The organism is Burkholderia sp. Bp9015, from assembly GCF_003853505.1.
Taxonomy (GTDB): Bacteria; Pseudomonadota; Gammaproteobacteria; order Burkholderiales; family Burkholderiaceae; genus Burkholderia.
Genome location: NZ_QTPZ01000018.1, coordinates 51,568 through 74,727, shown reverse-complemented (window position 1 = coordinate 74,727; position 23,160 = coordinate 51,568). Strand labels below are relative to the sequence as shown.

Genomic DNA, 23,160 nt, shown 5'->3' with positions numbered 1-23,160 from the left:
CCGCCAAAATGCGGCAGCCCGACTGAACGATACATGGGGTCGATGCCGTATTCACGACACCCGCTGCGAAGTGCCCTGCTTTTCCAAGCACGTCAACATCCGCCGCTGGCCGCCCTGCTGGCCCACCATCGAGCCACTGCCCAGCACGGGTGGACCAGCGCTGAACCGGCAGCGCGTCTCAATGACAGAAATGACTGATTTGGTCACATCAGGGTTTTCATTGATCGCGCCGATCACAAAACAGGCTACAATGCACACATCGATCAATATATTGATTGAAACGAGCAAGTCAATTCACCGATATCGGCCGGGATTTCTATGCGTCCGGATAGCGTCGGAGGACATATCCAGCGGCGCAATCCTGACCGCCGGTGCACAGCGTCCGCTGATGTCGACACACCCCATGGAGATGGCGATTCCGCCGCCGTCCCAGTTGCGATGGAGCAAGCATGTCAATTTCGCTCAAGGGAATCGTTCCCGCGCTGATTACGCCGATGACAGCGGACGAGAACGTCGATGAAGACGGCCTGCGCGAGCTGATCGAGCGGCTAATCGAGGCCGGCGTGCATGGGCTGTTCGTGCTCGGTACCAATGGCGAATTCATCGCGATGAATGAAGAAGAGAAGCTGCGCATCGCGCGGATCGCGGTCAGGCAGGCACGTTCGCGCGTGCCCGTCATCGCGGGCACCGGCGCGTATGCAACGCGTGACGTGATCGACCTGAACCGGAAGATGGCCGATGCCGGCGTCGACGCGGTGTCCGTGATCACGCCGTATTTCAACGGCGCGACGCAGCCGGAGCTCTACGCGCACTACAAGAAGATCGCCGACGCGACGGCGCTGCCCGTGATGCTGTACACGATTCCGGCGAAAGCGGGCATCACGCTGACCGTCGATACGGTGCGCCGTCTTGCGGAGATTCCGAACATCCGCGGCATCAAGGACAGCGGCGGCGACTTCGACCGTTTGCTGCAACTGATTAACCTGCGGCGCGACGACTTCGCGGTGTTCACGGGCACCGATTCGATGATCCTGTGGACGCTGATCGCCGGCGGCGACGGCGCGGTCGCCGCGACGACGAACGCCGTCCCGGATGTCGTGATGTCGATCTGGAACAAGTTCCACGCGGGCGATATCGCCGGCGCACGCGCCGCGCAGGAATCGCTGCGCGCGCTGCGCGATGCGTTCGCACTGGGCACGATGCCCGTCGTGCTGAAAACCGCCGCGCAGATGCTCGGAATGCCGGCCGGCCCCGCGCGCTCGCCTGCGCAGCCGCTCGACGAGCACGCCCGCGAGCGCCTCGCGCAAGCGCTTTCCCTCTACCGCGACGCCGCGCGCGGCCGCTGAAACAACAGTTCCCAACATGACGACTCACCACTTTCAGACAGTCAAGCACATCGTCCACGGCGCCGGCAGCCTCGCCACGCTGCCCGACAAGCTCGCTCTGCTCGATACGCCGGTCGAGCGGATCGCGCTGATCACGCAACCGTCGATGGAAGCGCTCGGCATCGTCGATCGCGTGATCGAATCGCTCAACGCGAAGGACGTCGACGTGCGTATCATTCGCGGCGTCGAGCCGGAACCGACGATCGGCAACGTCGAGACGGTGTTCAACGAGCAGATCGCGCCGTTCGCGCCGCAGGCGATCCTGTCGATCGGCGGCGGCAGCGTGCTCGATGCGGCGAAACTGTTCGCAGTCCGTCTGACCAACGACGAGCCGCTGCGGAACTGGCTCGGCATCGACCTGATTAAGCGCCCCGGCGTGCCGATGATCCTGGTGCCGACGACGGCCGGTACCGGCTCTGAGGTCACGCCGAACGCGATCGTGACGCTGCCCGACGAATCGTTGAAGGTCGGCATCGTCAGCCGTCACCTGCTGCCGCAAATCGTCATTCTCGATGCAGAGCTGACGCTCGGCCTGCCGAAACCGATCACGGCCGCGACCGGCATGGACGCATTCGTGCACGCGCTCGAATCGTACATTTCGACGAAGGCGAACCCGATCAGCGACATGTATGCGATGGAGTCGATGCGGCTGATCGGCGCCAACATCGTCGAAGCCTATGAAAACGGCCAGTCGCTGAAAGCGCGCGAAGGGATGATGCTCGGCTCGATGTATGGCGGCCTCGCGCTCACCGCGGCCGGCACCGCAGCCGTGCACGCGCTCGCATACCCGCTCGGCGGGATGTTCAACGTCACGCACGGCGTCGCGAACGCGATGCTGCTGCCGCATGTGATGGCGTTCAATCTCGATGCGATCGAAGGCCGGCTGTCGAACGTAGCGCGCGCCCTCGATCTCGTGGCGAAAGCCGATACGAATGCCGACGCGGCACGCAAGCTGATCGACAAGATGGAGGAATGGACCGCGGCCGTCGACATTCCGCAGGACCTGCGCAAGTTCGGCGTGTCGGAAGAACATCTCGACGCGCTCGCGGTCGCCGCATCGAAGGTCAAGCGCCTGCTCGGCAACAACCCGAAGGCGCTGACGCTCGACGACATGAAGTCCATCTACCGGCGCCTGCTGCCGTGAACGCGCCCGCACAGCCCGCGGCACGGCTCCTGATCGTCGCCGACGACCTGTCCGGTGCGGCCGACTGCGCGGTCGCCGGGTTGCGTCACGGCCTGACGGCAATGGTCGTGCTCGACACCGCCCACGCGGCGACGCCGCCGCACGGCGTCGACATCCTGTCGATCGACGTGGACTCGCGCCGCGCGCCGAAGTACGTGGCCGCCCGGCGCACCGTCGATGCCGTGGCGTCGCTGTCAGGCGCCGGCACGCGCATCTACAAGAAAGTGGACTCGACGCTGCGCGGCAATTTCACGGCGGAAGTCGCCGCGCTGGCATCAGGCATCGGCATGGCGATCGTGTGCCCGGCCTACCCGGATTCCGGACGCACGACCGTGGACGGGCGCCAATGGGTGCGTGGCGTGCCGGTGGAAGCGAGTGAATACTGGCGCAACGACAACATCCCGGGCAAGGCAGACCTCGTTGCATTGCTGTCCGCCGAGCATCTGCGTGTCGCATACGCGGCGATCGGAACGGTGCGCGGCGATGCGGACGCGCTCGCCGCACGTCTGCACGAGCTGCAGTCCGAAGGAGTGCAAGCGGTCGTGTGCGACGCGGAATCCGACGACGATCTGCAACGCATCGCGCGCGCATCGGCAACGCTCGACCACGTGTTCTGGGTCGGCTCGGCCGGCCTGGCGCCCGCCGTCATCGACGCACTGGACCTGCCGCGCAGCGTGAGCAGCCCGGCGGCCGGCGATCCGCATTCGTATCCGCAACGGCCCGTGCTGACGGTGGTGGGCAGCATGTCGAGCATCTCGCATGCGCAGCTGGACTGTCTCAACGCGCACGCCGGCACGCATCTCGTTGCGTTCGAAGTCGCGGTCTCCGCGCTGGACGACCCGCAAAGCGACGTCACGGCCGTGGTCGGCGACGCGCTGCGTCGCGGCAGGCATGTCGTCGTGTCGCTGAGCCAGGCACAGCGCGGCGACGTGAACGACGGGCTGCTGTTCTGCACGCGTCTCGCCGCGTTGCTCGCGCCGGTCGTGCGCCACGCCGGCGGCATCATCGCGACCGGCGGCGAAACGGCGCGCGCGCTGCTCACCGCGGCCGGCGCGAGCGCGCTGCACGTCGTCGATGAAATCGAGGACGGCATGCCGCTTCTCGAATGCCGATTGCACGGCGACACACTGCCCGTCGTGACTAAGGCCGGCGGTTTCGGCCGCCCCGATTCGATCTATCACGCCTGGCGCCGGCTTGCGAACGCAGGCAAACCGGCCGATACGGCTCAAACCAATCTGTGAAGGGAATTGCCATGGACAACCGTCCCATCATCGGCATCACCATGGGCGACGCGGCCGGCGTCGGACCGGAAATCATCATGAAGAGCCTCGCCCATGCGTCCGTGTACGAGCAGTGCCGCCCCGTGGTCGTCGGCGACGCCGCGCGCCTGCGCGATGCCGGCCGCCGGGCCGGTGTCGATCTCGAGGTGCGCGCGATCGGCCGGCCGTCCGAAGGCGCGTTCCGCGTAGGCGTCGTCGATTGCATCGACCTCGCACTGATTCCGGCCGACCTGCCTTATGGAAAGCTGTCGCCGATCGCCGGAGACGCCGCGTATCAATACATCGCGCGCACCGTCGAATTGACGTCGAACGGCGAGCTCGACGCGATCTGCACCGCGCCGCTGAACAAGGAAGCGCTGCATGCCGGCGGCCATATCTTCCCCGGCCACACCGAAATGCTCGCGCATCTGACCGGCATCGACGAGGTGTCGATGATGCTCGTCGCGCCCAATCTTCGCGTGATCCACGTGACGACGCACATGGGTCTGCTCGATGCGATCCGCAAGATCGAGCCGGGCCTCGTGCGACGCACGATCGAACGCGCACACGACACGCTGGTGCGCGCCGGCATCGCGAATCCGCGCATCGGCGTCTGCGGGATCAATCCGCATGCCGGCGAGAACGGCCTGTTCGGCTACGGCGAGGAGGAAGAGAAGATCGTGCCTGCGGTCGAAGTCCTGCAGGCGCGCGGCTGGGACGTCGAAGGCCCGCTGCCGGCCGACACGCTGTTCTTCCGCGCGGGCCGTGGCGATTTCGACGTGGTCGTCGCGATGTATCACGACCAGGGACACGGGCCGGTGAAGGTGATGGGCCTCGAAGCCGGCGTGAACGTGACGGTCGGCCTGCCCGTGATCCGCACGTCCGTCGATCACGGCACCGCGTTCGACATCGCCGGCAAGGGCATTGCCGACGAACGCAGCCTGCTGGAAGCGTTCCGCCAGGCCGTGGATCTCGCGACGCGACGCAACGAGCCGTCGCCGGTCGCCAGCGCCGCGTAAGCGACCCGTACGCAACGACACGCATCACCGTCGGGCGATACCGGCAGGCACATGCCGGATCGCCCGACGCATCGAACGCATATCAACCGAAGGTAACGTGGAGACAAGCGATGGCCACCTTCAGTTATTGGGACACAGCCACCATCATCGGGATGGTTGTCGTCTACATCGTGATAACCAGCTTGATCAGCATTCGCCTGCGCAGCCGCAATTCCGAGCAGTTCATGGTGGCCGGGCGTTCGATGCCCGCGCTGGTGGTTGCGATCCTGCTGATGTCGGAATTCATCGGCGCGAAATCGACCGTCGGTACGTCGCAGGAGGCATTTTCGGCCGGCATCGCCGCGTCGTGGTCGGTGCTCGCGGCCGCCATCGGCTTCCTGCTCTTCGGCCTGTTCATGGCCAAGCGCCTGTATGCATCCGGTGAGTTCACCATTTCCGGATTCATCGCGCAGCGATACGGACACGGCGCGAAACTCGCGGTCTCCGCGATCATGATCTACGCGCTGTTCGTCGTGAACGTCGGCAACTACGTGAGCGGTGCGGCGGCGATCTCGACGGTCATGCGCATCAACCTCCCGACGGCCGCCGTCATCACCGCGATCGTCAGCACCATCTATTTCGTGTGGGGCGGCCTCAAGAGCGTCGCGTACCTGACGGTCGTGCACAGCGCCGTGAAGCTGCTCGGCATCGCCATCCTGGTCGGCGTTGCGTGGAAGCTGTCGGGTGGCATCGCGCCGATGGCGCAGAGCATGCCCGCACACTACTTCACGTGGACCGGCGCGTTGTCGGGCGGCACGATCGGCGCATGGATCATCGGCACGGCCGGCGCGATTTTCTCGACGCAGTTCATCATCCAGGCGATCTCGGCCACCCGCAGCCCCGAGGGTGCGCGCGCGTCGTCGCTTATCGCCGCGTTCCTGTGCGTACCGATCGCACTCGCGCTCGGCTTCATCGGCGTCGCGGCCAAGTACCTGTATCCCGGCGTCAAGAGCCTGTACGCACTGCCGGTGTTCCTGCAGCACATGAACCCTATCCTGGCCGGCATCGTCACGACGTCGCTTGTTGCATCGATCTTCGTCAGCGTGTGTACCGTCGCGCTCGCGATCGCGTCGCTGATCGTGAAGGACTTCTATGTACCGCGTTTCAATCCGACGCCCGACGTCGAACTGAGAATGACGCGCTGGATCTCGCTGATCGTCGGCTTCCTGCCGCTGATCTTCGTGCTGTTCGTCCCGCAGATCCTCGCGCTTTCGTTCTTCAGCCGCGCGTTGCGGCTGTCCGTGTCGGTCGTCGCGCTGATCGGCATCTATCTGCCGTTCTTCAGCGGCAAGCGCGGCGCCGTGTCGGCCCTGATCGTGGCAACGCTCGCGACGACGTTGTGGTACCTGCTCGGCAACCCGTTCGGCATCGACAACATGTACGTCGCGCTCGTGACGCCGGCCATCGTACTGGTGATCGGCAAGCTGCTGTTTCATGGCGATGGCGCGAACCTTCACGACAAGCCGCTCACCCATCGCGAATCGCACTGACGTCGCCCACCCAGAGAGATTTCATGAGCACCCACCTCGTTGAAGCGGCGAGTGCCGCGCCGGATCATTGCGTTCACACGGCCTATGCCGACGCGGAACGGCAAGAAGCGTTTCTGCCCACCGCCTGCGTGCAGAACCACGCGGCCAATCTGCACTGCCTCGACAACGGCGACCTTCTGTGCGTGTGGTTCGGCGGGACGCAGGAAGGCATTCCTGACGTGTCGATCTACCTGTCGCGGCTTGCGGCCGGGACGAACGAATGGTCGGCGCCGCGCAAGCTGTCGGACGACCCGACCCGCTCCGAACAGAACCCGGTGCTGTTCACCGCGCCCGATGGCCGCCTGTGGCTGATCTATACCGCGCAGTTGTCCGGCCATCAGAACACCGCGATCGTGCGCCGCCGCGTGTCGGCGGACGGCGGCCTCACGTGGGGCCCCGTCGACACGCTGTTCGACCGGCCGGGGACGTTCGTGCGCCAGCCGATCGTCGCGCTCGACAGCGGCACGTGGATTTGCCCGATCTTCCTGTGCCGCACGGAGCCCGGCGAGCGCTGGGTCGGCAACGACGACGTCAGCGCGGTCATGGTGTCCGACGACCAGGGCGACACGTGGACGCTGCACGAGGTGCCGGACAGCGTCGGGTGCGTGCACATGAACGTTCACGTGCTGCACGATGGATCGCTGCTCGCCCTCTACCGCAGCCGCTGGGCCGACTTCGTCTACGCGAGCCGCTCGACGGACGGCCGCACGTGGAGCGCGCCCGAACGCACCGACGTGCCGAACAACAACTCGTCGATCCAGTTCACGGTACTGCAGAACGGCCATCTCGCGCTCGTGTTCAACGAAAGCGACGCGTCGCACAGCACGGAGCGCCGTGCGTCGCTGTACGACGACATCGAGGATTCGGAGAACAGCGGCGAGCTGCGCGACCAGAAGGCGTCCGCACGCGGCACCGCGTTCTGGGGCGCGCCGCGTGCGCCGATGTCGCTGGCCATCTCGGAGGACGGCGGCAGGACGTGGCGGCGCCGCCGCAACCTCGAGATCGGTGACGGGTACTGCATGACGAACAACTCGGCGGACCAGCGCAACCGCGAATACTCGTATCCGTCGATCGTGCAGTCGCAGGACGGCGCATTGCACATCGCGTTCACGTGGTTCCGTCAGAAGATCAAGTACGTGCGCGTCGACGAAGCGTGGGTTCGCGGCCGATGACGCTCGCCGCGGCAACTGGCCGGCCGGTGCGGCAATTCGATAAACTTGTCGATCGAGATGCGCGCGATCGCGCGCCGATGCGATCAGACCAGGAAATCACGCACATGAAAGTAACCAGGCGCCGGGAGGCGATGCTGCAGGCCGTGCTCGGCGGCATGACGGATGTTGCGACGTTGTGCGAGCACTTCGGGATGTCCGAGGCGACCGTGCGCCGCGACCTGCGTGCGCTGGCGAGCGACCGCCGCATCCTGCGCACGTACGGCGGTGCGGCCGCGGTCGGCGGCCACGAGCCGGAACCGTCGCTCGAGGAGCGGCGCGTCAGTTCGCAGGAGCAGAAGGAAGCAATCGCGCGCGCGGCGAGTTCGTTCGTCGAGGACGGCGACACCGTGTTCCTCGACGGCGGCACCACGACGGCGGCACTCGCGCGGCGTCTCGCCGGCCGGACGACCGTTCACGTGGTCACCAACAACCTGCTCGTCGTGAGCCCGCTCGTGTCGTCGGGCGTGCGCGTGACGGTGATCGGCGGCGACGTGCGCTCGTCCAGCATGAGCACGCTCGGACCGCTCGCGCAGATCGCGCTGAGCCGGCTCAGCGTCGACAAGGCATTCCTCGGCGCCGACGGCGTGGTCGCCGAGCTCGGACTGTGCGAGGCAAGCAGCGAGCAGTCGTATCTGAAGGAATGCGTGATCCGGCAGGCCGCCGAGGTGTTCGTGCTCGTGACCGCCGACAAGCTCGGGCGCGCGAGCCAGCAGCACTGGACGCCGCTCGAGCGCGACTGGACGCTCGTGACGGATGACGGCGCGCAGCACGAGCAGCTCGAACCGTTTCATGAGCAGGCTCGGATCACGGTTCATGCAGTCAGCACGAACGCGACGACGGCATCCGTCGGTTCACCGCAGGTTCAAACGTAACAGGAGAAATCGTGGCGCAACGGGAGCAGCCGGGTTCGGATTCACGTCATGCCGTCGTCACCGGCGCGTCGTCGGGGATCGGCCGCGCGATCGTCGAGCGTCTGCTCGCCGACGGCTGGCGCGTCACCGGACTGTGCCGGTCGCACGTCGAAACGACGCACGATTCGCTGACGATCGTGCCGGTCGACGTCACCGACCTCGCGGCGCTCACGCCCGTGTGCGACGCGCTGGGCGCCGTCCACGCGCTCGTGCATGCGGCCGGCTTCATGCGCACCGCGCCGCTCGGCCGGCTGTCGCACGACGACGGCGCGGCGATGTGGCGCCTGCACGTCGAAGCCGCGACGTTTCTTGCCGATCGCCTGGTGCCGCGAATGCCGGCCGGCGGACGCATCGTGCTGCTGGGCAGCCGCACCGCGAGCGGCGCGGCCACGCGCAGCCAGTATGCGGCGACCAAATCCGCGCTGGTCGGCCTCGCGCGATCGTGGGCTGCGGAACTCGCGCCGAGCGGGATCACCGTGAACGTCGTCGCGCCCGGCGCGACCGACACGCCGTTCCTGCGCGATCCGGCGCGCGCGGCCACACCGCCGAAGCTGCCGCCAATCGGGCGCTTCATCACGCCCGACGAAGTCGCCGCGCTGACCGCCTTCCTGCTAAGCGCGGACGCGAGCGCGATCACCGGGCAGCAGATCGTCATGTGCGGCGGCGCATCGCTTTAACGTGGCGCGGCGCCGCCGAAAACCCACGCAACATCGCTGAAGATGTGACATCCAGGCCGTCGATGTCCGGTCGCATCGGCTCTCCCAAGCAAACCGCTGACTTGCCCGGGAGCATTCGGCCGGATCAGGAAAGCAGCCGCAATTGACCCTGCCTCGTTTTCACGTACAGCATCTTATGCGGCGTCAAGCCAGCCTCGTAGTCGACGGGGGTAAGGAAGTCGATCGAGGTATGCAGACGTTGCCGATTGTAATAGCCCTCGATCCAATCGACGCTATCCAAGCGGGCGTGGGCACGCGTCTCGTAGTGAGCCTGGTAGATTCTTTCGACCTTCAGCGTCTTGAAGAAGCTCCCCATCGGGGCGTTATCCCAGGCGTTGGCGCGGCGGCTCATTGACACGTTTATCTTGAACGCGGCGGTCAATTTCCGGTATGCGCGACTGGCGTATTGGGCTCCGCGATCGGAGTGCAGCAACAATCCCGGTGGCGGTTTGCGTTGCCAGCACGCGCTGCGCAACGCCTGGCAGACTAGATCCGCGTTGATCCGCTCGGACATCGACCAGCCGACGATGCGTCGGCTCGCCAGATCCAGGATCGCCGCCAGATACAACCAGCCCTCGCCGGTCCTCACGAACGTGATGTCGCTTACCCAGGCTTGATTGGGCCGCCAGCCGTCGAAACGCCGATCCAACAGATTCGGCGCCACCGGCAAGCGATGCGTCGAATCCGTCGTCACCCGATACGGGCGCTTGTAGACCGGACGTAGTCCCTGGCGTTGCAGGCTGCGACGCACGCGTTCGGCGCTCACCGGACGGCCCTGGGCACGCAACTGCCGCACGATTCGAGGACGGCCATAGCTGCCGCGGCTGGCACGATGAATTGCGGCGACCTCAGCGTCCAACTTGGCATTGGCCAGTGTCCGCCGACTTGGCTCCCTGCCGCGCCACTGGCAATAGCCGCTGCGCGACACACCCAGAACCCGGCAAAGCCGACTTACGCTGTACTGGTCGCGATGTGCGTCAATCCAGGCGTACCTCACCGCGACCCCTTCGCGAAGTACGCCGTCGCCTTTCGAAGAATTTCAATATCCAGCTTTGCGCTGGCCAGTTCCTTACGCAGACGGCTGTTCTCGGCCTCCAGGTCGCTGACCGGACGACGACTTGAGCTCGGTGCACTCGACGCCGGCCCCGCTGCGGCCTGCGCACTGCCATCGCGCTGATCACGGCACCAGTTCCCCAGCGTCGCCACCGGCACGCCCAGCCCGCGAGCGGCTTCATGCTGACCGACGCTCTCAGCGAGCCGCACCGCCTCAACCTTGAATTCCTTCGTGTACTGCCGTCTCGGTACCACGTTCTCTGCCATGTTCTTCTCCATACAGGCCAAAAGTTATCAAACTTCTTGCTGTATGTGGAATCGAGGCAGGGTCATTACATCTCTGGCTGCCGATTCCGCGCGAGTGCCTACGGACCGCACCGGACCTGGCGCAGCATCTGCGGAGTCGAAGCGTCGCCGCCGTGGCAAGCGCGGCATTTTCGACGGACGGCGACCCGCCAGCGGCGATTCGCATCTGCCTCGGCGGGCCGCAGGATCGGGAACAGTGCTAGGACGGCCTGGAACTCGTCGCGGAGGCACTGACCGACGCGCATCATCTTTATGGCGCGGCGATGTAGCGGCTGGGTAGCCGCGGAACCAAAATAGACTTGACACCGCTATCAGGATCGGCACGAAGCTGCCCTCACGTCCACGAGCGATTTCGACACGAACCCGATCGCGAGCCGTGAGGGCGCGTCTCGTTATAGTACGTGCGTCAGTCGTCGATTTTGCGTCTTGCGTCTTGCGTCCCGCCGTCCGCTCCGAGTCCACACAACCAATGCCCGAGACGCTCTTCGGCTTTCAGGCGAAGGGGAGACAGCAACCCGTTGAATCCGCCCACTTTGCCCATCGGGAATAGGGATCTATACTCAGTTAACAGACCTAATCCGTGATTTCGCAACGCTTCATAGACAGCCTTCGGCAGTCCCGTTGTCAAACATGACCCACGTCGACGGAGGGGATATGAATCTGCAACGCGGCATCAAGCTCGCTGGCGTCGGCATGCTGCTCGCCAGCGCCGTAACGTGTGCGCAATCGTCACCCAACCATGCGGACGCCTCTCCACCGCTGACGCGCACCGAAGTCCGACAGCAGGTGATCGATCTGAATGCGGTCGGCTATCGTCCCGAGATCACCGGCAACGCGCTCTACCCGAACGATTTTATCGAAGCGCAACGACGTCTGGCCTGCAAGCAAAAACTGCAGGCCCAAGGCGGAAACGACGCTGAATGGGCACGGCGTTGCAACATTGCAAGCACGATCACGACGGCCAATCCGTCAGCTTATTGAGCGTCGATGCGCTCCATAAGCCGGCATTCACCGACACACCGCTACGCGAATTGCCGGCACGATGGCGTGTCGTCCGGCGCGTCGTTCATCGCCGGGTTCCGTCTCGACGGTAGCACCGGATGACGGCTGACAAGCTTCGTTAATGCTTCGTGCCGAAGCCGGCAACGATCGCCTTCGATTCAGCCGAATCGAGCAGCGTTTCGAATTCGTAGAGTTCGGATCTGAACAACGCGTTCATGCCCGCAAACGCGTGGTTCTTGAGCAGCGCCTTGGTCTTGACAACCGCCGCGCCGGGCATCGTCGCCAGTTTCTCTGCGCGTTCGCGGGCATACGCGAACAGCTTTTCAGGCGCGAGCACGCGATTGACGAGGCCGGTGCGCAGCGCATGGTCGGCGTCGAATGCTTCGGCAAACAGCATCGCTTCCGCGGCCAGCCGGTAGCCGGCTGTCATCGGTGCCAGTCGGCTCGACCCGAATTCAGGACTCACGCCGATTTTGGTAAACGGCATGCCGAATATCGCATTGGAGGCCGCGTACACGACGTCGCAGTGATACAGCAGCGTCGTCCCGATCCCCATTGCCGGTCCCGCGACAGCAGCGATCAGCGGTTTAGTCAGCGCATTTACCGTATCCATGAAGGTCAAGACCGGGCGATACCCTTCATGGGCGACGGATTCCGACTTCAGATCTTTCCCGGCCGTAAACATATCGGTCTGGCCGCGAATGAGAAGAACGCGGATGTCAGGGTCGTTTTCGGCATCGGAAAATGCCTCGCGAAGCATCGTATAGGCGTTGTCGTCGAGCGCATTCCTGCGCTCGCGTCGGTTGATTTCGATTTCAGCCACACCCTTGGACACAACGTAGAGAATGGGGAGATCCACTGCCGGCATCCTGGTAACTTGAGACAAAAAACGCTTCATGAATCGCGGCTGCGTTGCACCTGGAAAATCACCGGTTCCGTTACGTCGTCCCCGCAATAGCCGGCCAGATCGACTCCGTAATCTCGCGGACTCCCTGATGCAGGTACGGCCGCCGCCCGAGAACCTGCGGAGATCGGGTTCGTCCATTGCCGCGCCGCGTTGACTGTCAGTTCGTATGCCGGCATCCTGACCTCCGCTTACTGCGCCAGCGCACGAATTCCCGCGTTGAAGTTCACCATCGGCGAGCCTGCGTCGCCGGTGGTCGTCTTGCTGATCTTGCCGACGAACATCTCATGCGTGCCGAGGGTCGTGGTATGGATGACGTCGCACTCGACGTTGGCCAGTGCGTCCACCAGGATCGGCAGGCCGTCCAGTCCCGCGTTCCACTGCCCCCCGGCAAAGCGCGGGCAGCCCTGCGGCTCCTTCATGAATTTCGTCACGACGTCCTGGTGAGAGTGGCCCAGGATATTGGCGACGAATTTGCCGTGGGTTCTCAACGGCTCGAGCATCGAGGAGTCGCGGTGCACGAAGAAGCCTACCAGCGGCGGCTCGGCCGAAATCGCCGTCAGGCTGGAGACCACCATCCCGCTCGGATTGGCGACGTCTCCGGTCGTGATCGCGGACACGCCGGCCGCGAGCATGCGCATCGCGGCCTTGAAGTCCTCGACCGAACTGCCGCCCGAGCACTCGTTGCGCACAATGTGTGCGCGAATCAGACCGGCCTCGTTGACCCAGTTGTATTTCCGAGCGAAGCCCACCATCGCGCCGAAACCGGCTTCCCAGTCCGCATCCCCCGCCTTGCCGGACAGGAATCGAATGACTTGGGGATTGACCCAGACGTGTTCTTCATCGGCACGCTGGCCGACTCGCGCGATCGCGCGATCCAGCAGCGCGCTCGGCTGCTCGTCCACCAGGATCTCGAACTGCTGGAAGTGCGAAGGCGCAATCAGCGTAATCGCACCACTGTTGGTCATATGCAGACGCATTGCAAGTCTCCGTATTGCTTGCTTATCGATTAACCGAACCGCCACTCGCATTTCGATCCACGTTATGGAGACCGACGACGCGAGTGCGATTGTTGTTGAATCGATTCTAAGCGGTCCGGAAGATCCGGCTCAATTCAAAAAACTCGCGTTCTGTATTAGGAAATCGACATCAATACGCTTCGATTCTGCTCTTCCCGCCCGTACCCGAATCAATCGGGCGTCGATAACGCGATAGCCCGATGGCCGGCGTCGATGCGGCCTTGTACCGCCGATGCGTCGTCACCGCACGTCGACGGCGCGTCGCCCCTCGACGCGCGGCTCGCGCTCACACCACGCCCCGCTCGGCCAGCTCGGCAATACGCTCGGCGCTGTAGCCGAGCACGTGTTGCAGCACGTCGCGCGTACCCTCGCCCAGTTGCGGCGGCGCACGTCGCACCGGCATGCGCTCGCCATCGAAGCGCCACGGCGGCGCAAGCACGGGCGTCGTGCCGGATTCCGTATGAGGGTGAGGTTGCATGGTCAGGAGCCCCGCTTGCGTCGCGCGCTCCGACAGCAGCGCTTCGCGCAGCCCCGCCACCTCGCCGCATGGAATGCCCGCGCCGGCGAGCTTGGCGAGCAGCGCAGCGCGCTTCTCGCCCGCAATGGCGCGGCGGACTTCGGGCAGCAACACAGCGCGATTCTGCGAGCGCAGGATATTGGTCTTGAAGCGCGCGTCGTCGGCAAGTTCCGGGCGCCGCAGCACTTCACGGCAAAAGCGTTCGTACTGACCGTTATTGCCCACCGCGACCACTAGCGGGCCGTCTTCGGCGTCGAATACGCCATACGGCACGATCGACGGATGCTCGTTGCCGAAACGCGGCGGATCCTCGCCGGCCACAAGCGCCTCGAGTCCGTAGTAGGCCGTGATCATGAGCCCGCAGTCGAACAGCGCCATTTCGATGTGACGCCCGCAGTCGGTGCGTTCACGTTCGTAGAGCGCGGCGAGAATCGCCTGCGCCGAATACATGCCGGTAAACAGGTCGACGGCCGCAACGCCGAACTTGAGCGGCGGCCGTTCGGCTTCGCCATTCAACGCCATCAATCCGGCCTCGCCCTGCACGAGCAAATCGTAGCCGGGGCGAGTGGCCTCCGGGCCGGCGCGATCGTAACCGGAAATCGAGCAGTAAACTAGCCTGGCGTTTTCGCGCGTCAATTGCTCGTAGCCAAGCCCAAGCTTTTCCGCGCCGCCGAACTTGAAATTCTGAATGACGACATCGAAAGTTTTCGCAATGTCGCGAGCGATCTGCTGTCCTTCCGGGGTCTGCAGGTCGAGCGTGAGCGAGCGCTTGTTGCGATTCACGCTATTGAAATAGGCCGTTTCGGTGCGGCCGATGCGCAGGCCCCAGTCGCGTGTGTCGTCGCCGCGACCGGGATGCTCGACCTTGATGACCTCCGCGCCCAGGTCGCCGAGCACCATCGCGCACCACGGCCCGGCCAGCACGCGCGAAAGATCGAGCACGCGTACGCCGGCAAGCGGCAGTGCGCCGTTTTCTGAAACCATTGGGTCGTTCCTCGTTGCATCTCGCCAGACAAAGCGGACTCCGGCATGCGGACGGCGTTTTGTCTAGTCAGCAGGTGGGTTTGCGACCGCCCGCGACTGCCCGAACACCATCCGCATCCATTTACGCCGCAGTTTCTTCACTATCGGAAAATTCGAGCACCGTGCGTCCCACGACGCGGCCGCCGCTCAAATCTTCGAATGCGTCGTTGATTTCATTCGCGCTGCGCGTGCGCAGCGGCGGCGGAAGCAGCCGGCCGCTTTTCGCGAGCTGAACCGTCTCCTTCAGGTCCGCGAGCGTGCCGACGAACGAGCCGACGATGGCCAGCGATCGCTGGGCGATCGGCGGCATCGGCATGGATAGTTCGCCACCATGCAATCCGACGATCACGTACATGCCGCCCTTGCACAGGGCGAGGTTCGCCAGCGCGAAGGTCCCGGGCACGCCGACGAAATCGATCGCGCCGGCCAGTCGCCCTTCGGTCGACGCGAGCAGCTCCGCGCCCGCCTGGTCGTGATTCGAACGCAGCGTCTTCGTGGCACCGAGTTGCCGCGCAGCGGCAAGCTTGTCTTCGTCGACATCGCAGGCGATCACGTTCTCGACACCACGTGCGCGCAGGATCGAGATCGCGGACATCCCCACGCCGCCGCAGCCAATCACCGCCACCCAGTCGCCGGCATGGGTCTGCGGCAGCTTGGCCACTGCCGCGTACGACGTCAGCCCCGAGCACGCCAGCGTTGCCGCAAACGCATCGTCCAGCCCGTCGACATCGACGAGATACTTTTCGTCGGGAACCAGCAGATGCGACGCGAACGCGCCCGGCGTCGCGATGCCGATGTTGCGCGGCTTCGCGCAGAGGTTTGCGCGACCGATGTCACATGGGCGGCACGCCCCGCATCCGATCCACGGAAACACCAGCTTCTTCTGACCGACGGTGGCCTCGATCACGTCCTCGCCGCACGCGACGATCGTACCGAGCGGTTCGTGGCCGAGCGTCAGCGGCGGCCGCAAGCCGCGTTCGCTCAGCATCGCCTTCTTGCCGCCCCCCATATCGAAGTAGCCTTCCCACAGGTGAATGTCCGAGTGGCACAATCCGGCATGGGTGACCTTGATCAGCACTTCCCGGCCCTTCGGCACTGGGGTCTCGCGCAGTTTCACCTGCAACGGCTTGCCATGTTCGATGACGTCGTAGCTCAACATTGCACTGCTCCTCAATTAGCCTTTGCGCTGCGACGTCTTGTGCCATCACGCGACAGGCATACCTGACTCAGAAACTTTGACGGAGGCCGATTCGCGCGACAACCTGTTTGCCGGTCGCGCTGTCCACGATATTGTCGATGTCGGCAACGGCGCTGCCGCCCTGCGAATTGACGCCCCGTGCGTCCTGATAGCCCACCGCGGCATACAGCGCCGTACGCTTCGACAGGCTGTACCACGCGAGCCCGTAGAACTGGTTCGAGTGCTGGTTGCCGACCTTCGTGCCGTCCGGCCGCGTCACGCCGGCCGACGTCTGGTAGTTCCAGCCGATCGACGTCGAGAACATGGGCGTCCACATGTAATGGGCGCCCAGATCGAACGTATTGAACCTGACCGCCGCGCCGTTGAAGCTCGTCATGTTGCCGAATTCGGCGTTCGACCACGAACCCGCGAACGTCCACGCGCCCTTCGTGTATTGCGCAGCCACCATCGCGATCTGGTATGACCGCGCGCTCACGTAGCCGGCGTCCAGTTGATGGCTCAGCAGCGTGCCCGAGCCGTTCGACGTGAACCAGCCGGTGCCGCTCGTACTGCCGGTGGGATTCTTGAAGAACTCGTACGCTGCGCCGACCTTCAGGCCCACGCCCGTTTCGTATTGCGCACCGAAGTTGTATTGCAGGCCGTTGGTGACGTCTCCGGCGACACCGCCGAGAGCAAGCCCGCCACCGAAGGTCAGGCCCTTGATGCTCGGGCTCAGATAGCGGATCGAATTGTTTTGACGCAGATTGATTGCGGCGTTGTCGAGGTCGCCGGCGTGCATCGAAGCGCCGTTCGAATTCAGCGAGCCTGCATCGAGCGCCATCGTGAAGTTGTAAACGGAATCGTACTGGCGACCCAGCGTCACCTGGCCGTATTGCGTGCTCCGCAGGCCGACGAAAATCTGGCGGCCCCACATCAGGCCGCCCTGACCGAAGCCACCGGTCGGAATATTGATACCCGATTCCAGCGTAAAGATCGTGTGAAGACCGCCTCCGAGGTCTTCGTCACCCCGGATACCCCAGCGCGAACCGGCCGTGCCCGACAGCGAATCCATCGCGAATTTCGAGCCTGCCGGCGTCACGGTGCCGTTCGCATTGGTCGTGCCGGTGTTATTCGTGTACGTCATGGCCTGGTCGAGAATGCCATATATCATGACCGAGCTTTGTGCGTGTGCCGCAACTGTGAACATCGCCAATGCAGCGCCCGCGAGAGTCTTTTTCATTGCAGTGTCTCCAATCTTTTTCTATTAATTGCGTGATCGGACACCTGTCGTATCCGTCCGCGAAGTGAAAAGAAATCGAAAAACAACGTTATTTCAATCTCCGTACGACAGCACAACAACGCCAAACAAAACGTATCCGCATCTGATTCCGGTGACGACGACTTGTGCGGCTTATCCGGTTGCGGCGGCACCGCACGAATGGCCGTAAGTGCGACCGCGCAATTGGCGTAATCGCACCACTGACGGTCAATGGCGAACGCAATGCCGTCGTCATTTCATCCGGTCGTTCAAGCCGCGAGCATGCTGTTGCGAGCCAGCTCCTTCCGCACGGCCGGGATGATCCTGTCGCCCCACAGCTCGATCTGCCGGAGCATCGTCTGCTGGTCGCAGTCGCCGAGCTGCGTTTGAAGCGCGATATGGTTCGGCTTCAGGATTTCGATTTCAGCGAGGAGCTTGTCGATCACCTCGTTGACGGACCCGACCGGCAAGTTCTGGCGCAACTGATCGAGCGTCATGTCGGCGGCGCAAGGCGTCTCCTTCATCAGGTAGCCGTCGTCCACGTCCATCCGACGATCCTTCAGCGCCTCCGAGATACGGCGCGCCCAGCGTGCCGAATCGAGATACGCATCGATTTCTGCCTTGCTGTCCGATGCAAAGCCACACCGCAGAAACCCGATCCTGGTCTGGCCGATATCCTTGCCCATCTCCGCGGCCAGCCCCTCCAGCCGGCTGCGCAAGCCGCGCAGCGCGTCCTTGCCGCCGTGCAGGACGGTCGTGAACAGGTTGACGTTTTCGTTGAATGCACGACCCAGCGTGCCCGGGTTCATCGACGTGATCCAGAGCGGCACCTTGTCCTGAACCGTCCGGACCGCGACCGAGGTGGGCAGCATGTCGAAGTGCTTGCCCTTGTACTCGAAGACCTTCTCGTTGAGTCCCTTGTTGAGGATGTCCCAGACCTCATGGAAGATCTCGCCGCTGTTGGCGAGGTTGCAGCCGAATCGCTCGAATTCGAATTGCTGGTAGCCCGAGCCGATCCCCAGCTCGAGACGCCCTTCCGACAGCGTATCGGCGAGGCCGATCTCGGTCAGCAGGCGTGCCGGATGATAGAGCGGAAGAATGCACACCGCCGAGCCAAGGCGAATTTTCGTCGTCCTGGCCGCCGCATGCGCAATCGTCATCAACGGCGACGGCGACAGCGAGTAGTTGTTGAAATGGTGCTCGGCGTACCACGCAGTATCGAAGCCGGCCTGCTCGGCCACGACCGTTTGCTCGATGGTGTTGTGGATCACGCTCTGGGATGTCTGAGCGTAGCTGCGCTGCTGCGCAAGTAGAAATACGCCGAATTCCATGGTGGCATCTCCGTTGTAGTGATGAATGGCTGACTGGCTGGAGCTCAAGCTGAAGCGGATTATGAGTAGCCCGTCATCCATCACACAACCCACACAATTTCTCGTTCTGTATTGCGAATTCGACATAAATACGCGCCCGTTTTCGCTCATTCCGTGTAGTACATTAGCCTCAGCCATTTGAGGATATTTCAGCCCCCGGATTGGCATTAACTCTGTGATTCATCCCGATGCGCTCGTCGCGCGCTGCAGGTTCGCAGGCGTGATCCGATACGGCTCGCGGGACGGAATACGGTTGGAGACCGTCAGCATTACGAATAGATGAGGTGGGGTTCGGATGACATGCGTCGCGCGGCCTGCCTCGGGGCTCCGTTCGCCCGAGTCGGCAAACGGGTTCATGGAGTGAGACTTTAGATCGATAAAACAGGACGACGATGAACGGACTGATGCAACAACGGCAACTGCTGATCTCCGATCTGATCGAGCATGCGGCCAACTACCATGGCGATCGGGAAATCGTGTCCCACCTGGGCAACGGCAATATTCATCGCTACAGTTGGTCCGCCGCGCTCGGCCGCTCGAAGCAGGTTGCCAACCTGATCCGGTCCCTGGGTGTACGCGCCGGTCAGCGTGTCGCAACCCTGGCGTGGAATACACACCGTCACCTTGAACTCTATTACGGAGTGTCCGGCACCGGTGCGGTCCTGACTACGGTCAATCCGCGCCTGTTTGCCGAGCAAATCGTCTACATCCTCAATCACTCCGAGAGCACGCACGTGTTCTTCGACGTGAACCTGGCCGCGCTCGTCGAAGAGATTGCGCCGCAATGTCCGGGCGTCAGGGGCTTTATCGCACTGTGCGAAGCCGACCAGATGCCCGACCTGACCGTCCCAGGCCTCGCCTGCTATGAATCCCTGATTACAGCGTGCAGTGACGCATATGCATGGCCGCGACTCGACGAAGACACCGCCTCGTCCATGTGCTTTACGTCGGGCACGACCGGCAATCCAAAGGGCGTCCTGTACAGCCACCGTTCAACGGTACTGCATGCGATGTCCACCTGCATGGCCGACAGCTTCGCGATCAGCGCGCGCGACAGCATCCTCCTGATCGTCCCGATGTTTCATGTGAACGGCTGGGGCATCCCGCATTCGTCCGCAATGGCCGGCGCCAAGCTTGTTCTGCCGGGCTCGCAACTGTCCGGGGAAAACGTGTACGCGATGCTCCGCGACGAGAAATGCTCGGTGTCTTGCGGCGTACCGACCGTCTGGATGTCGCTGCTCGACTATGCGCAGAACCTGGATCCGGAACGGCGCCGCCGCGACATCGTCATGACGCGCGCACTCTCGGGCGGATCGGCCGCCCCGCGCCGCGTGATCGAGCGGCTCCAGCAGTATTTCGGCGCCTGTTTGCATCAGGCATGGGGAATGACCGAAACAAGTCCGGTCGTGACCGTAAACGTGCCGCTTGCCAAGCACGCACATTTGACGCGTGACGAGCGCCTCGAGCTCCAGATGCTGGCCGGTCGCCCGCTGCCCGGTACCGAAATCGCGATCTTCGACGACGCGGGCAATCCGCTGGCGCGCGATGGGCAAACCACCGGCCAGCTGAAGGTGCGCGGCACGTGGATTTCCCGCGCCTATTACAAGCACGAGCACGACGGTTGGGACGCGAACGGCTGGTTCGCGACCGGCGATATGGCGACGTTGAACGCGGACGGCTTTCTCAAGATCACCGATCGCGCGAAGGATGTGATCAAGTCCGGCGGCGAATGGATTTCGTCGCTGGACCTGGAAAGCGCGGCCCTCAGCCATCCCGCGATTGCCGAGGCGGCGGTCATCGGGCTGCCTCACTCGCACTGGCAGGAGCGCCCGCTGCTCGTCGCGGTAAGGCACCCCGGGATGGAGGCGACAACGCAGGAAATCCTGGATCACATGCGCCGTCACGTGGCCAAGTGGTGGCTTCCCGACGACGTGGTGTTCGTCGATTCCCTCCCTCATACCGCGACCGGAAAGCTGTACAAGGTTGCGCTGCGCAAACAGCTCGAGGGCTTCCGGTTCTCGACCGATATCGACCACGCCCGAGGATAAACCTATGCAATCCGAAAAAACGGTGCTTATCACCGGGTCCGCATCAGGAATCGGTCGTGCGAGCGCGATGCGTTTCGCCATGGCTGGCTGGCGCTGCGTGCTGGTGGATCACCAGGCCGAAGCGCTGCAGAGCTTGCTCGAGACAATGCCGCAGGCCGGCGAGCCGCACCTGATTCGCGTCGTCAACCTCATGGAACCGGCGGAAATTGCGGCACTGGCCGCCGATATGCCGCATCTCGATGCGTTGATCAACAACGCAGGCATGTCGGACAGCACGCAATTGCCACTCACGGCCATGACGCAAGAACAATTCGCGCCGCTCGTCCGTCTGAATCTCGACGCACCGCGCCTGATGTTCCGGACACTGGCAACAAGGCTCAAACCGCATGCTCGCGTCGTCAATGTCGCGTCAGGCGCCGGACTCCAATCGATTCCATTGCGCGGCGTGTACTCGCCCACCAAAGCCGGCGTGATCGCGTTCACGAAGGCGCTGGCCGTCGCGCGCCCGGATCTTGGCGTGACCGCGCTGTGCCCCGGTTTCGTACGCACGGAAATCGTCCGTCGCCTGATCGAATCGGGCCGGCTCGATCCGGTTCGCGCAGCGGGAAAGACGCCGCTCGGCCGTATTGCGGAGCCAGCCGAACTTGCGGAAGCACTGTTCTTCCTTGCTAGCGAAGGCGCTCGCCCTTTATCGGGGTCCGCCCTGTCGGTGGACGGCGCGGCTTCGGCTTACGGCGGATCTGCCCCGTGCGCGCCGGCCGAATACGACGTGCTGCCCCTGGATACCGATACGGCCATCGAGGTCACGGGTACTACCCGGGACGCCACGCAGGACTGGATCGCGCTGCAGACGAGCAACCGGAACGCCGGATACAGCGCGGTAATCGACGCGTCGGTGCTGAACGCACCCGACGGCCAGCGTCTGAACGCGGCGCATGAAGCGGCAACGCGCTTCGCTCGTTGGCATACGCACAGCGCCAGCCTCACGCTTCTGTTGCCCACCCAGCCCACCGACTGGCGCACCTGCGGCGACGACGCGGCAACGCGCATGTTCGTCGCGACACAGGCGTGCGAATGGGGCTCGAAGGGACTGCGCATCAACTCACTCGAAGTCCACGCGCATACGCCGGTCGACGACGTGCGGCCCATTACCCGCTACATGGCCGGCGCGGCATCGCAATTCTTGACCGGCCAGTCGTGGACGCTCGCCCGCTGAACGACGCATACCGATAACCGATGGAGACAAGGATGGCGCAGTTAATCGAGCAACGGCGGATCAAGGAAAAGTTCATCGCCCCACGCAGCTACCGGCGTCCGTGGACCGGTGCCGTTCCCGGTCTTCATCCCGCCTTTCACGAGCGGCATGCGGATTACGCCGGCCAGCCTGTGAGGAACGGCCATGAGTGAGATTGAAAACGCCCTGTCGTGGCTGGGCCTTTCCGGGCGCACTTGCGTCGTGACCGGCGGTGCCGGCGGTATCGGATCGGAAACGGCCCGGCAAATGGCGGCGGCGGGCGCGAAAGTCGCCGTCGTCGATCGAACCGAAGCGCTCGGCGCCGAGCTCGTCAACGAAGTTCGGCTGGCGGGCGGTACCGCCATCGCGATCGGTTGTGACGTATCCGACGCCACCTCCGTGGCGCGCGCCGCCAAGACGGTGTTCCGTGAACTCGGCGCCGCGCAGGTGCTGGTCAACAACGCGGGTATCGGCGGGGGCGGCCGCACCGCCCTGCTCGATGCATCGGTCGATGAATGGAATCGTCTGCTGTCGATCAACCTGACCGGCGCATTCCTGTGCGCACAGGCGTTCGGCGCCCAGATGCGCGACGCAGGACAGGGCGGAACTATTGTACATGTCGCGTCGATCGGCGGTGACATCGCGATACCGAACGGTATTGCCTATAGCGTGAGCAAGGCCGGCGTGCTGATGCTCTCCAGGCAACTTTGCCTGGAACTCGCGCCATTCGGCATTCGCAGCAATTGCGTCAGCCCCGGACTGGTTCGCACCCCGATGAGCGAAGCCTATTACCAGGACGAAGGCTGTCTCCAGGCGCGCAACCGGGCTGTACCCAGCGGCCGGATTGCCACCCCGCGGGACATGGCGGAAGCGATTCTTTTCCTGTCCAGCGACCGATCCGGCTACATCAATGGCGAAGATCTCCTGGTCGACGGCGGTTTGAGCCGGATCGTCATGGCGAATATTCCGCGCATCTGATTGGCTGTTCAAGCACCAC

The 23,160-nt window shown here is 63.9% G+C and carries 21 protein-coding genes; 13 read left to right on the top strand and 8 right to left on the bottom strand.

Annotation, left to right across the window (positions count from 1 at the left end; translation table 11 throughout):
* Window positions 1-51: 51 nt before the first annotated feature.
* Complete coding sequence (locus tag DIE12_RS20185; RefSeq protein WP_124523895.1) at window positions 52-288, bottom strand: hypothetical protein; 237 nt, start codon at window positions 286-288, stop codon at window positions 52-54.
* 161 nt (window positions 289-449) lie between these two features.
* On the opposite strand from DIE12_RS20185, the gene dapA reads away from it, so the two are divergent.
* The 8 genes from dapA (at window position 450) to DIE12_RS20145 (ending at window position 9,213) form a co-directional block, all read left to right on the top strand.
* On the top strand, window positions 450-1,346 hold the full coding sequence (gene dapA, locus DIE12_RS20180; protein WP_124523893.1) for a 4-hydroxy-tetrahydrodipicolinate synthase: 897 nt from the start codon (window positions 450-452) through the stop codon (window positions 1,344-1,346).
* A 16-nt stretch (window positions 1,347-1,362) separates the two neighbouring features.
* Window positions 1,363-2,529, top strand: coding sequence for an iron-containing alcohol dehydrogenase (locus DIE12_RS20175; RefSeq protein ID WP_124523891.1), 1,167 nt, complete (start codon window positions 1,363-1,365; stop codon window positions 2,527-2,529).
* The gene (locus DIE12_RS20170; RefSeq protein ID WP_124523889.1) at window positions 2,526-3,809 is read left to right on the top strand and encodes a four-carbon acid sugar kinase family protein; all 1,284 of its coding nucleotides are present in this window, start codon (window positions 2,526-2,528) and stop codon (window positions 3,807-3,809) included. The genes DIE12_RS20175 and DIE12_RS20170 overlap by 4 nt, the downstream gene beginning before the upstream one ends.
* 11 nt (window positions 3,810-3,820) lie before the next feature.
* Window positions 3,821-4,846, top strand: a complete 1,026-nt coding sequence (gene pdxA / locus DIE12_RS20165) for a 4-hydroxythreonine-4-phosphate dehydrogenase PdxA (protein ID WP_124523887.1) — start codon at window positions 3,821-3,823, stop codon at window positions 4,844-4,846.
* Window positions 4,847-4,956: 110 nt separating this feature from the next.
* On the top strand, window positions 4,957-6,375 hold the full coding sequence (locus tag DIE12_RS20160) for a sodium:solute symporter family protein (RefSeq protein WP_062885868.1): 1,419 nt from the start codon (window positions 4,957-4,959) through the stop codon (window positions 6,373-6,375).
* Between the two features lie 23 nt (window positions 6,376-6,398).
* Window positions 6,399-7,586, top strand: coding sequence for an exo-alpha-sialidase (locus DIE12_RS20155; protein WP_124523885.1), 1,188 nt, complete (start codon window positions 6,399-6,401; stop codon window positions 7,584-7,586).
* 104 nt (window positions 7,587-7,690) lie between these two features.
* Window positions 7,691-8,497 carry a DeoR/GlpR family DNA-binding transcription regulator gene (locus tag DIE12_RS20150; protein ID WP_062886107.1) on the top strand — a complete coding sequence of 269 codons (807 nt, stop codon included), beginning with the start codon at window positions 7,691-7,693 and terminating at the stop codon, window positions 8,495-8,497.
* A gap of 11 nt (window positions 8,498-8,508) precedes the next feature.
* A complete protein-coding gene (locus DIE12_RS20145; RefSeq protein WP_059853878.1) occupies window positions 8,509-9,213 on the top strand; it encodes an SDR family NAD(P)-dependent oxidoreductase in 705 nt (234 codons plus the stop codon).
* 124 nt (window positions 9,214-9,337) lie between these two features.
* Here the strand turns inward: DIE12_RS20145 and DIE12_RS20140 are convergent.
* Window positions 9,338-10,584 (bottom strand): IS3 family transposase gene (locus DIE12_RS20140; protein ID WP_260429032.1). Its coding sequence is split into 2 segments (ribosomal slippage): window positions 9,338-10,284 and window positions 10,284-10,584, totalling 1,248 coding nucleotides; the frame shifts between segments, so codons are not numbered across the junction.
* Between the two features lie 681 nt (window positions 10,585-11,265).
* Between DIE12_RS20140 and DIE12_RS20130 the strand changes: the two genes are divergently transcribed.
* Window positions 11,266-11,592, top strand: a complete 327-nt coding sequence (locus DIE12_RS20130) for a DUF4148 domain-containing protein (RefSeq protein WP_185641036.1) — start codon at window positions 11,266-11,268, stop codon at window positions 11,590-11,592.
* A 139-nt stretch (window positions 11,593-11,731) separates the two neighbouring features.
* Here the strand turns inward: DIE12_RS20130 and DIE12_RS20125 are convergent, their stop codons facing one another.
* The 6 genes from DIE12_RS20125 to DIE12_RS20100 form a co-directional block, all read right to left on the bottom strand.
* Window positions 11,732-12,472, bottom strand: a complete 741-nt coding sequence (locus tag DIE12_RS20125; protein WP_185641035.1) for an enoyl-CoA hydratase-related protein — start codon at window positions 12,470-12,472, stop codon at window positions 11,732-11,734.
* Between the two features lie 236 nt (window positions 12,473-12,708).
* Window positions 12,709-13,497: a flavin reductase family protein gene (locus tag DIE12_RS20120; RefSeq protein WP_124523657.1), complete on the bottom strand. Its 789-nt coding sequence runs from the start codon at window positions 13,495-13,497 to the stop codon at window positions 12,709-12,711.
* Window positions 13,498-13,822: 325 nt separating this feature from the next.
* On the bottom strand, window positions 13,823-15,037 hold the full coding sequence (locus DIE12_RS20115; protein WP_124523656.1) for a CaiB/BaiF CoA-transferase family protein: 1,215 nt from the start codon (window positions 15,035-15,037) through the stop codon (window positions 13,823-13,825).
* Between the two features lie 121 nt (window positions 15,038-15,158).
* Window positions 15,159-16,235 carry an alcohol dehydrogenase gene (locus DIE12_RS20110; RefSeq protein ID WP_124523654.1) on the bottom strand — a complete coding sequence of 359 codons (1,077 nt, stop codon included), beginning with the start codon at window positions 16,233-16,235 and terminating at the stop codon, window positions 15,159-15,161.
* 67 nt (window positions 16,236-16,302) lie between these two features.
* Window positions 16,303-17,493 carry a porin gene (locus tag DIE12_RS20105; RefSeq protein ID WP_124523652.1) on the bottom strand — a complete coding sequence of 397 codons (1,191 nt, stop codon included), beginning with the start codon at window positions 17,491-17,493 and terminating at the stop codon, window positions 16,303-16,305.
* 287 nt (window positions 17,494-17,780) lie between these two features.
* A complete protein-coding gene (locus tag DIE12_RS20100) occupies window positions 17,781-18,842 on the bottom strand; it encodes an LLM class flavin-dependent oxidoreductase (RefSeq protein WP_124523650.1) in 1,062 nt (353 codons plus the stop codon).
* Between the two features lie 431 nt (window positions 18,843-19,273).
* Here DIE12_RS20100 and DIE12_RS20095 point away from each other — a divergent pair, with 431 nt between their 5' ends.
* From DIE12_RS20095 to DIE12_RS20085, 4 genes are read left to right on the top strand one after another with little or no spacing between them, the layout of a single operon-like run.
* Window positions 19,274-20,929, top strand: coding sequence for a long-chain fatty acid--CoA ligase (locus DIE12_RS20095; RefSeq protein WP_124523648.1), 1,656 nt, complete (start codon window positions 19,274-19,276; stop codon window positions 20,927-20,929).
* 4 nt (window positions 20,930-20,933) lie between these two features.
* Complete coding sequence (locus DIE12_RS20090) at window positions 20,934-22,145, top strand: SDR family NAD(P)-dependent oxidoreductase (RefSeq protein WP_124523646.1); 1,212 nt, start codon at window positions 20,934-20,936, stop codon at window positions 22,143-22,145.
* 32 nt (window positions 22,146-22,177) lie between these two features.
* Window positions 22,178-22,336 carry a hypothetical protein gene (locus tag DIE12_RS38140; RefSeq protein ID WP_185641034.1) on the top strand — a complete coding sequence of 53 codons (159 nt, stop codon included), beginning with the start codon at window positions 22,178-22,180 and terminating at the stop codon, window positions 22,334-22,336.
* Window positions 22,329-23,141, top strand: a complete 813-nt coding sequence (locus DIE12_RS20085; protein WP_124523644.1) for an SDR family NAD(P)-dependent oxidoreductase — start codon at window positions 22,329-22,331, stop codon at window positions 23,139-23,141. The genes DIE12_RS38140 and DIE12_RS20085 overlap by 8 nt, the downstream gene beginning before the upstream one ends.
* The last annotated feature ends 19 nt before the right edge of the window (window positions 23,142-23,160 follow it).